10 protein-coding genes are annotated in these 11,570 nt (G+C 57.2%); 3 read left to right on the forward strand and 7 right to left on the reverse strand.

Annotated features, from left to right (window positions below):
• Window positions 1-15: 15 nt before the first annotated feature.
• Complete coding sequence (locus GAO09_RS08000) at window positions 16-432, reverse strand: tetratricopeptide repeat protein (protein WP_209018644.1); 417 nt, start codon at window positions 430-432, stop codon at window positions 16-18.
• A 137-nt stretch (window positions 433-569) separates the two neighbouring features.
• Entirely contained in the window at window positions 570-2,525 is a 1,956-nt protein-coding gene (gene acs / locus GAO09_RS08005) for an acetate--CoA ligase (RefSeq protein ID WP_153353503.1), read from the reverse strand.
• A 251-nt stretch (window positions 2,526-2,776) separates the two neighbouring features.
• Here acs and GAO09_RS08010 point away from each other — a divergent pair, with 251 nt between their 5' ends.
• Entirely contained in the window at window positions 2,777-3,484 is a 708-nt protein-coding gene (locus tag GAO09_RS08010) for a DUF1013 domain-containing protein (protein ID WP_153353504.1), read from the forward strand.
• Between the two features lie 107 nt (window positions 3,485-3,591).
• On the opposite strand, the gene minE is transcribed toward GAO09_RS08010, so the two are convergent.
• The 5 genes from minE to GAO09_RS08035 form a co-directional block, all read right to left on the reverse strand.
• Window positions 3,592-3,852 (reverse strand): cell division topological specificity factor MinE, encoded by a 261-nt coding sequence (minE, locus tag GAO09_RS08015; protein ID WP_153353505.1) that lies wholly within the window; start codon window positions 3,850-3,852, stop codon window positions 3,592-3,594.
• The gene (gene minD / locus GAO09_RS08020) at window positions 3,849-4,664 is read right to left on the reverse strand and encodes a septum site-determining protein MinD (RefSeq protein WP_153353506.1); all 816 of its coding nucleotides are present in this window, start codon (window positions 4,662-4,664) and stop codon (window positions 3,849-3,851) included. Before minD ends, minE begins: the two co-directional genes overlap by 4 nt.
• A gap of 31 nt (window positions 4,665-4,695) precedes the next feature.
• The gene (minC, locus tag GAO09_RS08025; RefSeq protein ID WP_153353507.1) at window positions 4,696-5,439 is read right to left on the reverse strand and encodes a septum site-determining protein MinC; all 744 of its coding nucleotides are present in this window, start codon (window positions 5,437-5,439) and stop codon (window positions 4,696-4,698) included.
• Between the two features lie 135 nt (window positions 5,440-5,574).
• Window positions 5,575-7,494, reverse strand: a complete 1,920-nt coding sequence (locus tag GAO09_RS08030) for an AMP-binding protein (protein WP_153353508.1) — start codon at window positions 7,492-7,494, stop codon at window positions 5,575-5,577.
• 90 nt (window positions 7,495-7,584) lie between these two features.
• Entirely contained in the window at window positions 7,585-8,244 is a 660-nt protein-coding gene (locus tag GAO09_RS08035; RefSeq protein WP_153353509.1) for a YggS family pyridoxal phosphate-dependent enzyme, read from the reverse strand.
• Between the two features lie 164 nt (window positions 8,245-8,408).
• On the opposite strand from GAO09_RS08035, the gene leuS reads away from it, so the two are divergent.
• Together leuS and GAO09_RS08045 are read left to right on the forward strand one after the other, a co-directional pair.
• A complete protein-coding gene (leuS, locus tag GAO09_RS08040; RefSeq protein ID WP_153353510.1) occupies window positions 8,409-11,042 on the forward strand; it encodes a leucine--tRNA ligase in 2,634 nt (877 codons plus the stop codon).
• Entirely contained in the window at window positions 11,035-11,565 is a 531-nt protein-coding gene (locus tag GAO09_RS08045) for an LPS assembly lipoprotein LptE (protein ID WP_153353511.1), read from the forward strand. The genes leuS and GAO09_RS08045 overlap by 8 nt, the downstream gene beginning before the upstream one ends.
• Window positions 11,566-11,570: the final 5 nt, after the last annotated feature.

The following is an 11,570-nucleotide window of genomic DNA, read 5'->3' on the forward strand; positions in this document are numbered from 1 at the left end:
AGGCAAAGCCCTCGATCAAATCGCGCTCGACACCTTTGCCTTCGACATAAAGCAGGCCGAGCTCGTTGGAGGCACGAAAATCTCCCTCTTGGCGGCAAATTCATACCATTTGGCAGCAGCGGCATTGTCCTGTTCCGTGCCTTGCCCCTTGCGATAGGATTGCGCGAGATTGAATGCCGCCAGTACGCTGCCGCCCTCTGCGCCCCTGCGGTAAAGCTCGACTGCCCTGCCAAAATCCTGCGCCACCGCCTTGCCCTCGGCATAAGCGACACCGAGATTGAAATAAGCTTGTTCGTCACCACTGGCAGCCGCCTTTTCAAGTTCCTGCATGGCAAGCGGGTAGTTGCCCTTCTGATAGGCGGCAATGCCTTTTGCGGTATCGGAAAGGGCAGGGCCCGAAAACACCGACAGCAGAGCCGACAAGATACCCATTCGTAGCAATCCCTTCATGTCGCGGCCTTCCTGATCAATCCTCGAAACATTTATAGGGCCGGTGCCAGAAGCGCACAGATCAACCGCCCAAATAAATGGCGCGAAGGAGAAGGGGCCGATGAACGGCCCCTTGTGGATCATGCTTCGATCTTGTTTTGACGATTTTCGATCAGATCATCGACAACGGCTGGATCAGCAAGCGTCGAAGTATCCCCGAGAGCACCAAAATCATCCTCAGCGATTTTTCGCAAAATACGTCGCATGATCTTGCCCGAACGGGTTTTCGGCAGGCCGGGCGCAAACTGGATCTTGTCCGGCGTGGCAATCGGGCCAATCTCGTTGCGGACATGTTTGACGAGTTCCTGTCGCAGCGTATCGGTCCCCTCATTACCGGCCATCAGGGTCACGTAACAATAGATGCCCTGGCCCTTGAGACCGTGCGGATAACCGACCACCGCCGCTTCCGAAACGAGATTGTGCGAAACCAGAGCCGATTCCACCTCGGCCGTACCGAGACGATGACCGGAAACGTTCAAGACGTCGTCGACGCGACCGGTGATCCAGTAATAACCGTCCTCATCCCGACGGCAGCCATCGCCGGTGAAATATTTCCCCTTGTAGGTGGAGAAATAGGTCTGCACGAAGCGTTCATGATCACCATAAACACTGCGCATCTGGCCCGGCCAGCTGTCGATGATGCAGAGATTGCCGTCGGCAGCACCTTCCAGCACGTTGCCTTCGTTATCGACAAGCTGCGGCTGCACGCCGAAGAACGGTGTCGTTGCTGAGCCGGGCTTGAGGTCCGTGACGCCGGGCAGGGGGGTTATCATGTGGCCGCCGGTCTCGGTCTGCCACCACGTATCAACGATCGGGCAACGTTTGTCGCCGACGACGTTGTAATACCATTCCCACGCTTCGGGGTTGATAGGCTCGCCCACGGTGCCGAGTAGCCGCAGACTGGAGCGTGAAGAACGGGTCACAAAATCGTCGCCGACACTCATCAGTGAGCGAATGGCCGTTGGCGCCGTGTAGAAAATGTTGACCTTATGCTTGTCGACCACTTCCCAGAAGCGGCCATTGTCCGGGAAATTGGGCACACCCTCGAACATCAGCGTCGTCGCGCAATTCGCCAGTGGCCCGTAGACGAGGTAGGAATGTCCGGTCACCCAGCCGACATCGGCGGTGCACCAGTAGATATCGCCGTCCTGATAATCGAACGTGTATTCGTGCGTCATTGCCGCATAGACGAGATAGCCACCCGTCGTGTGCAGCACGCCTTTCGGTTTACCGGTAGAGCCCGAGGTGTAGAGGATGAACAGCGGATCCTCAGCCTTCATTTTTACCGGTTCGCAGTGCCCCTTAACGGTGGCGATTTCCTGATGGTACCAGAGGTCACGGCCTGGCGCCCAGTTGGTCTTGCCGCCGGTGCGGCGCACGACCAGAACCTTGTTGACGGTCACATACTGGCGAGCGGCAATGTGGATGGCCTTGTCGGTGTTTTCCTTGAGCGGCACCGGCTTGCCGCCGCGTACGCCTTCATCGCAGGTAATAACGAACGTGGATTCGCAATCGATGATACGACCAGCCAGAGCTTCCGGCGAAAAGCCTCCGAACACGACCGAATGCACGGCGCCGATGCGCGCGCAAGCCAACATCGCATAAGCTGCTTCCGGGATCATAGGCATGTAAATGGTCACCCGGTCACCCTTCTTGACGCCGTGCTTTTTCAGCACATTCGCCATGCGGCAGACCTGATCATAAAGCTGGTTATAGGTGATCTTCTTGTCGATATAGGGGTTGTCACCTTCCCAGATGATCGCCGTGCGCTCCCCATGCGTCTTCAGATGCCTGTCGATGCAATTATAGGAAACATTGGTCAGCCCGTCCTCGAACCACTTGATCGAGACCTTGCCCTTGAAGGAGGTGTTTTTGACCTTTGTATAGGGTTTGAACCAGTCGATCCGCCGGCCGTGCTTGCCCCAGAACTTGTCCGGATCCTCAATGCTCTCTTCATACCATTTTTCGTATTTCTCCTTGTCGATCAGCGCCTTCGCCCTTGTCGACTTGAGAACCGGATAAATTTTTTCGGACATGAAACTCCTCCCTCATTTGCGAGCCGACACCTTGCATCCATCAACGTGCGACATTCTGACATTCATACAAATTGGGGCAGGGGCGGCAATTAGACAAATGGAGATGAGAAGAGAGAATGTGATCTTCGGGATTGCGTTTCTGAGAATTGCAATTCTGTCCCAAATCGATTATACGGCGTCTAATTCCCGGAAATGGTGGTTGATACCCACGGCCCGCGACACCGGCGCGGACGGACAGAGGAACTATATCCATGGCTCAACAATTGCTCATGCCGAAGGCCACCGCAGTATGGCTGGTCGATAACACGGCGCTTTCCTTTGATCAGATTGCCACCTTCTGCAAACTTCATCCGCTTGAGGTGAAGGCAATTGCCGATGGTGAAGCCGCTCAGGGTATCAAGGGCCTCGACCCGATCTCCACCGGCCAGCTTTCGCGCGACGAAATCGCTCGCGGTGAAGGTGACATCAATTACAAGCTCAAGCTTTCGGAACCAAAAGTTCGCGTACCTGAATCCAAGCGCCGTGGCCCGCGCTACACCCCGGTTTCCAAGCGTCAGGACCGTCCCAACGCCATTCTCTGGCTGGTTCGCAACCATCCGGAACTGAAGGACACGCAGATTTCGCGTCTCGTCGGCACCACCAAGTCGACGATCGAACAGATCCGTGACCGCACACACTGGAACGCCACCAACCTGACCCCGATGGATCCGGTAACGCTCGGCCTCTGCAGCCAGATCGACCTTGACCTCGAAGTCGAACGCGCCGCCAAGAACCGGCCGCTGCCGACGGCCGCCGAGCTCGGTGCTTCGCTACGTCCGGCCAACGAAACAGAGAACCTCGACTTCGGTTATCGCAACGAGCGCGAAGAAGAGAAGGAAATCGATGCGGATGCCGTTTTCGCGAAGCTCAGCTCGCTGAAATCGACCCGCACGGAAGAGGAGGACGAAGACAACTTCTAAGTCGTCTCGTTCTTTTATCTTTAAGCCCAAAACAAAACCCCGCCGATATGATCGGCGGGGTTTTGTTTTATCTGGATCAGAAGCCGGGATAACCGGCTTCTCTTTTCTCATGCGGCTTGAAGGGTCGCCTTCAGCGGAATTTCGACATCGATCTCGAGGATCGACATGTTCTCGTCGCGGTCCATCTTCACGTGAACACGATCAGCGTCGAGTTCGACATGCTTGGCGATGACGGCGAGGATTTCCTCACGCAGGATCGATACGAGATCGGAGCCGGCAGATGCGCGTTCATGAGCCAGCAGAACCTGCAGGCGCTCGCGCGCCATCGGCGCCGATTTGTTCTTGCGGAAAAGACCAAAAATACTCATGCGGCCTTCCTTCCAAAAATCTTACCGAAAATACCTCGCTTATCGCCAGGGATAGAGATCGGCAGCTGTTCGCCGCGGAGGCGGCGTGCAGCTTCGAAATAGGCCATGGCCGGCGCGCAACGTGCATCCGCCAAAGTCACCGGTGCACCCATATTGGAGGCGCGCAGCACGTCGCTGCTTTCCGGAATGATCCCGATCAGCGGGATCGACAGGATTTCGAGAACGTCATCAACCTTCAGCATGTCGCCTCGTTCGGCGCGCACCGCATCGTAGCGGGTGAGCAAAAGGTGCTTTTCCATGCGCTCGCCACGTTCGGCCTTCAGCGTCTTGGAATCGAGCAGACCGATGATGCGGTCCGAATCACGCACCGACGATACTTCCGGATTGGTGACAACAACCGCCATGTCGGCATGGCGCATGGCGAGCGTGGCGCCCCGCTCTATACCGGCGGGGCTGTCGCAGATGACCCAGTCGAACACGCGCTTCAGTTCGGTGATGACGCGGTCGACACCTTCAGTGGTCAGATTGTCCTTGTCACGGGTTTGCGAAGCAGGAAGCAGGAACAGGCTTTCGAGGCGCTTATCGCGAATCAGTGCCTGCGTAAGCTTGGCTTCGCCCTGAATGACGTTGACCAGATCGTAGACGACCCGGCGCTCGGCACCCATGACGAGGTCAAGATTGCGAAGGCCGACATCGAAGTCCACCACAACAACCCGTTCGCCATTCTGCGCCAGCGCTGCGCCGAGGGCGGCGGTCGACGTTGTCTTGCCGACCCCGCCCTTGCCGGATGTCACCACGATGACTTTGCCCATCTTTATCTCCTGTTTCCTGCCGTTTCCCGGCTTAGATAATTGTCGAGGCCATGATCGAATCACCATCCAGCCAAAGCTGAACGGGCTGCCCTACCACTGACGGCGACATGTCCTCGATCATTTTGTAAATGCCATCTATAGCCACCAACTCTGCCTCAAGCTTGCGGCAGAAGATTCTCGATGCAGAATTTCCGATCGAGCCAGCCATGGCACGGCCGCGAAGTGCTCCGTAAATATGGATCGAACCGCCAGCGATAACCTCGGCGCCGGAAGCTACAGAACCGACGATTGTCACATCCCCCTCGGGGAAGATGATCGACTGGCCTGAACGCACAGGCTCATTGATGATCAGCGACTGAGCAACAGCGCGGACCTGCGGAAATTCAGCTTGACCTGGTGCATCGGACGCGGTTTCGGCTTCGTCAGATACCGTTTCGCGTTCCTTGACCTCGATATCGGCAGCAGGCTTGCCGCCTTTCATGGCCGGCGGCATGCCCGGACCAAGCATAGAAGGCCGCGCACCCTCTATGCCCATGATTCGGACATTGCGCTCCGCCAGTTGCTCGAAAAGCTCCTTCAGCTGAACCTTGTCGATGGCAAGACCAGTGACATCCAGCACAACAGGGCGATCAAGAAAAAAGCCCGCGGATCGGGAGGCAAGGTCGTCCAGCCTGACGAGCCAGTCATCAAGCGGCAGGTCGGGTGAAAGAACGAGCGCCAGGAAGGAGCGGCCCTTGATGCGGATTGAGCGTGCGTCAGTTAACACTTTGGTCATCTACGTAAAGAAATCGTTGCGAATTCATTAACGCGCACATGGTTAACAAATCGTTAACAATCACTATTTGAGGCAGCAAATGGCCTGCTTGAAGACACCGCTTCAAACAGGCTAAGCCGTTAGGGAAAAATGCTTTTATCGGCCGCTGGAAATGTAAACGGGCTTTTGCAAGGCAAGCGACACCATCTCAAGCGTGGCAGGATCTTCGATCGTTGCCGGCATGCTCCAAACTTCACCATCCGCAATCTTCCGCATCGTGCCCCTCAGGATTTTTCCCGAGCGGGTTTTTGGCAATTTCGGCAGAATGAAAGCGGTACGAAATGCGGCCACCGGGCCGACACGTTCACGAACCATATTAACGACCTCCTGGATGATGGCTGATTCGCTGCGGGTTACACCATTCTTGAGGACCAGAAAGCCATAAGGCACCTGTCCCTTGATCGCATCCGCGACGCCAACCACGGCACATTCGGCAACATCGGGGTGAGAAGCGCAGACTTCCTCCAGAGCGCCCGTCGACAGGCGATGGCCCGCACAGTTGATGATGTCGTCGGTGCGCGCCATGACGAAGATGTATCCGTCGTTGTCGATGAGTCCGGCATCGGCCGTCTTGTAATATCCCGGAAACTCTTCAAGGCATGTTTCACGGAAGCGGTCGTCAGCCTCCCAGAAAGTGACTAGGCAACCCGGCGGCAATGGCAGGCGGATCGCCAGATTGCCCAGAACGCCTCTTTCCAGAGGCTTGCCGCCATCGTCGAGAACATCAACTGCAAAGCCCGGCATGGGCACGGTCGGCGATCCGTGTTTCACGGGAAACGCTTCCAGACCTATCGGATTGGCAACAATGGCCCAGCCGGTTTCCGTCTGCCACCAGTGGTCGATCACCGGAATGCGAAGCAACGCTTCCGCCCAATGCAAAGTCTCCGGGTCAGCACGTTCGCCCGCGAGGAAAAGCATTCGCAGGCTGGAAAGATCGCGCCCGGATACAAATTTCCCTTCAGGATCATCGCGCCGGATGGCCCGAAATGCCGTCGGTGCGGTGAAAAGCACATTGACCCGATATTGTTCAACCACGCGCCAGAACGTGCCGGCATCCGGGGTGCCGACCGGCTTACCTTCGAACAGAACAGTCGTGACGCCGGCCAGCAGCGGGCCATAAACGACGTAGGAATGGCCGACTACCCAGCCGATGTCGGAGGCAGTCCAGGAAACATCACCCGGTTTCAGCCCGTAAATGTTTCGAATGGACCAATGAAGCGCGACCATGTGCCCGCCATTGTCACGCACCACGCCTTTCGGCTTTCCGGTCGTGCCAGATGTGTAGAGGATGTAAAGCGGGTCGGTGGCTAATACGGGCACACAGGGGACCTCGGACTGCTTTTCCCTTTCCGCCGCAACCAGCTCGGCAAAATCCAGTTCGCCATGCTCCGCCCTTAGATCGACGCGTAACTGATCACGCTGCAGGATAAGACGATGGGACGGTTTGGTTACGGCGAGATCGATCGCGGCATCGACGAGGGGCTTATAGGCAACCACACGCCCGGGTTCGAGCCCGCAACTGGCGGCGATGACCACCTTGGCGCGCGCACTATCCAGACGTGATGCGAGTTCCTGTGCCGCAAAGCCGCCGAACACGACGGAATGAATGGCTCCGATACGTGCACAGGCCAGCATGGAAAACACCGCCTCTGGCACCATCGGCATGTAGATGACAACACGATCGCCCTTTGTCACGCCGAGATTTTGCAGAACCGCGGCGACGGCCGTGACCTCCTGGAGAACATCATTGAAGGAAAAGATTCGGCTGGCGCCGGTCATGGCACTGTCGAAAATAATGGCCGGGTCGTTTCCTCGGCCAGCGGCCACGTGCCTATCGACGCAATTGTAACAGGTGTTGGTGATGCCTCCGACGAACCATCGGCCATAAACACCCTGCGCCGGATCGAAGACTTGGTGCGGTGGCTCGAACCAGTTCACGTCCCTGGCGGCCTCGGCCCAATACCCCGCTGGATCCCGTTTCCACTGCTCGTAAACGTCGGCATAGCGGCTGGACATATGACTTCTCCTCCCACGCGAACCAAAGCTCGCGTGAACAGTTTAGGCAGAAGTCATCAAAACGAAAATCCGACGAAGGGCGAAGGCCCCTCAGCGTGAACCGAAAATGGCCGAACCGACGCGCACGCTGGTTGCGCCGAACTGGACGGCGGTTTCAAAATCGCCCGACATGCCCATCGAGAGTTTTGCGATGCCGTTTTCCTGCGCAAGTTTGCGCAGCAATGCGAAATACGGACCGGGATGATCGTCCGCAGGCGGTATGCACATCAATCCCTCAATATCGAGCGACAGATCCTCGCAGCAATAACGAAGGAAAGCGGCAGTGTCCTTCGGCGCGATACCCGCCTTTTGCGATTCGAGACCGATATTCACCTGAACATAGAGACGCGGCTTGCGATCCTGCCTGGTCATTTCCTGAGCAAGAGCAGCAGCGATCTTTTCCCGATCCACCGTCTCGATCACATCGAACAGTGCGACCGCTTCGGCCGCCTTGTTGGATTGCAGCGGGCCAATGAGATGCAATTCGACGTCGGGGCTTTCTTGTTTCAGGATCGGCCACTTTGCCTGGCTTTCCTGCACGCGATTTTCACCGAAAATACGCTGCCCGGCAGCAATCACCGGTCGGATGTCTTCGACCTCGAACGTTTTCGAGACTGCAACCAGCTGGACTGCACCAGCAGATCGGCGGCCAGTTTTTTCCGCGGCCTTGATACGGCCTTGAACCTCGGCAAGTCTCTGTTCGACAGTCATTGGTATCTCCAGCATGTATGCAGATCAGCGATTAACCGGCAGAGGGCCGAATGCCAAGCCTTTCCGGCCTTTCAGCCTGACCAAAAGTCCGGCAAAACTTGACGCTCGGATGGTTTCGTGGTGAAGGTCAGCCCAAACGCATCATATTCCGGAAATCGATAAAAATGGCCAGTGAACGTTACAATCCGCGCGACGCCGAGCCTCGCTGGCAGGCGCGCTGGAATGAAGCCAAGACCTTCCAGACGGACAATAGTGATCCTCGCGAGAAATATTACGTCCTCGAGATGTTCCCCTATCCGTCGGGTCGCATTCACATGGGCCACGTGCGCAACTATGCCATGGGCGATGTCGTTGCGCGTTACAAGCGCGCGCGCGGCTACAACGTCTTGCACCCGATGGGCTGGGATGCATTCGGCATGCCGGCGGAAAATGCCGCCCGCGACAACAAGGTTCACCCCAAGGAGTGGACCTACCAGAACATCGCTTCCATGAAGACGCAGCTGAAGGCCATGGGCCTTTCGCTGGACTGGTCGCGCGAGTTCGCAACCTGCGACGTCGACTATTATCATCGCCAGCAGATGCTTTTCCTCGACATGATGGAAAAGGGTCTGGTTTACCGCAAGCAGTCCAAGGTCAACTGGGACCCGGTCGATAACACCGTTCTGGCCAATGAGCAGGTGATCGACGGTCGCGGCTGGCGCTCCGGTGCGCTGGTGGAACAGCGTGAACTGGTTCAGTGGTTCTTCAAGATCACGGAGTTCAGCCAGGACCTGCTTGACGCGCTCGACAATCTGGATCAGTGGCCGGAAAAAGTCCGGCTGATGCAGAAGAACTGGATCGGTCGCTCGGAAGGTCTGGCGCTGCGCTGGGAACTGACGGCCGACAGCCAGACTGAAGGCGGTGCTGCGGACATCGAGGTCTATACCACGCGCCCCGACACACTGTTCGGCGCATCGTTCTTGGCCATTGCCGCCGACCATCCGGTTGCCCGGGCTATCGCTGAGAAGAATGCTGAAGCTCAGACTTTCTGCGAAGAATGCCGCCAGGCCGGCACCTCGCTGGCTGCTCTGGAAACAGCGGAAAAGAAGGGCTTCGATACCGGCCTCAAGGTCAAGCATCCCCTCGACCCTAATTGGGAAGTGCCGGTCTACATCGCCAATTTCGTACTGATGGACTACGGCACAGGCGCCATTTTTGGCTGCCCATCCGGCGACCAGCGCGACCTGGATTTCGCACGCAAATATGGTCTGCCGGTCGTGCCGGTCGTCATGCCCGCCGATGGCGATTCCGCGACCTTCACGGTAGGCGACGAGGCCTATGACGGCGACGGCGTGATGATCAATTCGCGTTTCCTCGATGGCATGACCACCGAAGCCGCTTTCGACACGGTTGCGGCGAAACTTTCCGAACAGGTGCTGGGCAACGTCCCACAGGCCAGCCGCAAAGTGAATTTCCGTCTGCGTGACTGGGGAATTTCTCGCCAGCGTTATTGGGGCTGCCCGATCCCGGTCATCCATTGCGAAGTCTGTGGCGTCGTACCGGTTCCAAAAAAGAACCTGCCGGTACAATTGCCCGATGACGTGACGTTCGACCAGCCCGGCAACCCGCTCGATCGCCACGCCACGTGGCGTCACGTCTCCTGCCCGCAGTGTGGACATGATGCACGTCGCGAAACCGACACGATGGATACGTTCGTCGATTCGAGCTGGTATTACACCCGCTTCACTGCACCGTGGGAAAACGATCCGACCGACCCGACCGTAGCCAATCACTGGCTGCCGGTCGACCAGTATATCGGCGGCATCGAGCACGCGATCCTGCACCTGCTTTATTCGCGCTTCTTTACCCGCGCTATGCAGGCGACTGGCCATGTGGGCGTAAGCGAGCCTTTCAAGGGCCTGTTCACTCAGGGCATGGTGGTGCACGAAACCTACCGCCGCGGATCGGGCTCGAACGGCGAATGGATTGCCCCGGCTGATCTGCGCATCGAGGAAGTTGATGGTAGCCGCAAGGCCTATCTTCTCTCCACGAACGAGGAGATTGCGATCGGCTCCATCGAAAAGATGTCGAAGTCCAAAAAGAACGTTGTCGACCCGGACGACATTATCGCATCTTACGGTGCCGACACGGCGCGTTTCTTCGTTCTGTCGGATTCTCCGCCGGAACGTGACGTCATCTGGTCCGAAGCTGGCGTCGAGGGAGCACATCGCTTCGTACAGCGCGTCTGGCGTTTGATCTCGGAAGCTGCAGACACCCTCGTTACCGTCGAGGAGAATCCGGCTAAGGATGGTGAGGCGCTCGCAATATCGCAGGCTGCGCATAAAACGCTGCAGGCGGTTCAGGCAGATTTCGACAAACTGGCCTTCAATAAGGCTGTGGCACGCATCTACGAGTTGGTTAATACGCTGGCAGCGCCGCTGACGGCTGTCGCCGCTGGTGGCAAAGATGCAGCCTATATCGCTGCTGTCCGCAACGCCGCCGAGATTCTGGTTCAAATCGTTGCGCCGATGACGCCACACCTTGCAGAAGAGTGCTGGAAGGTTCTCGGCGGTACTGGCTTGGTAGCTGAAACGCCTTGGCCATCATTCGACACCACTCTCGTTGCCGATGATGAGATTCTCCTGCCAGTTCAGATCAACGGTAAGAAGCGCGCTGAATTGACAATCGCGCGCGACGCGGATCAAAGTGCCGTTGAGAAGGCTGTGCTTCAACTGGACGCAGTACAGACCACGCTCGAAGGGCGGTCCCCGAAAAAGATCATTGTTGTCCCACAGAGGATCGTGAACATTGTTGTCTAACGTCACCAGAGATTTTCTTCGTATCGGCCGCACGGCGTCTATTGCCGCCGTGCTGGTGGCATTGGCCGGTTGCCAGGTCAAACCGCTTTATGCCGTATCACCAGCGGGTACCAGCACCGGGCAGCAGATAGCCTCTATCGAATTTTCGCAAGCTGACGACCGTATCGAACAGGTCGTCCGCAACGAACTTATCTTCCTGACTTCGGGCGGAGCAGGTGAGAGCAAGAATCCTGCCTACAAACTTACGATGAATGTCACCTCGTTCAGACAGAACGTCCTTGATGAGCAAGTAACCAACAACCTCATCCCTGGACGCGTGACACTTACCGCAGATTACGCCTTCACGCGCCTATCTGATGGTAAGGTTCTTCGGACGGCGCAGCGGAGGTCGACTGCGCTTCTTGATGTTTCAGCGCAGGAATTCGCCGAGATGAGAGCCTATCGTGATGCGGAAAGCCGGGCCGCAAAGCAACTTGCAGAATTTATCAGAGGCGATATAGCGACGGCGGTCGGCCGCCAGTAACGGCG

It is taken from the genome of Endobacterium cereale (assembly GCF_009617585.1).
GTDB lineage: Bacteria > Pseudomonadota > Alphaproteobacteria > Rhizobiales > Rhizobiaceae > Neorhizobium > Neorhizobium cereale.

Excerpts from the sequence above, each read along its gene's own strand:
- minE (WP_153353505.1), bottom strand. The coding sequence starts at position 3,852 with ATGAGTATTTTTGGTCTTTTCCGCAAGAACAAATCGGCGCCGATGGCG.
- acs (WP_153353503.1), bottom strand. The coding sequence starts at position 2,525 with ATGTCCGAAAAAATTTATCCGGTTCTCAAGTCGACAAGGGCGAAGGCG.
- GAO09_RS08000 (WP_209018644.1), bottom strand. The coding sequence starts at position 432 with ATGGGTATCTTGTCGGCTCTGCTGTCGGTGTTTTCGGGCCCTGCCCTT.
- GAO09_RS08035 (WP_153353509.1), bottom strand. The coding sequence starts at position 8,244 with ATGACTGTCGAACAGAGACTTGCCGAGGTTCAAGGCCGTATCAAGGCC.
- GAO09_RS08030 (WP_153353508.1), bottom strand. The coding sequence starts at position 7,494 with ATGTCCAGCCGCTATGCCGACGTTTACGAGCAGTGGAAACGGGATCCA.
- minC (WP_153353507.1), bottom strand. The coding sequence starts at position 5,439 with ATGACCAAAGTGTTAACTGACGCACGCTCAATCCGCATCAAGGGCCGC.
- GAO09_RS08010 (WP_153353504.1), top strand. The coding sequence starts at position 2,777 with ATGGCTCAACAATTGCTCATGCCGAAGGCCACCGCAGTATGGCTGGTC.
- leuS (WP_153353510.1), top strand. The coding sequence starts at position 8,409 with ATGGCCAGTGAACGTTACAATCCGCGCGACGCCGAGCCTCGCTGGCAG.
- minD (WP_153353506.1), bottom strand. The coding sequence starts at position 4,664 with ATGGGCAAAGTCATCGTGGTGACATCCGGCAAGGGCGGGGTCGGCAAG.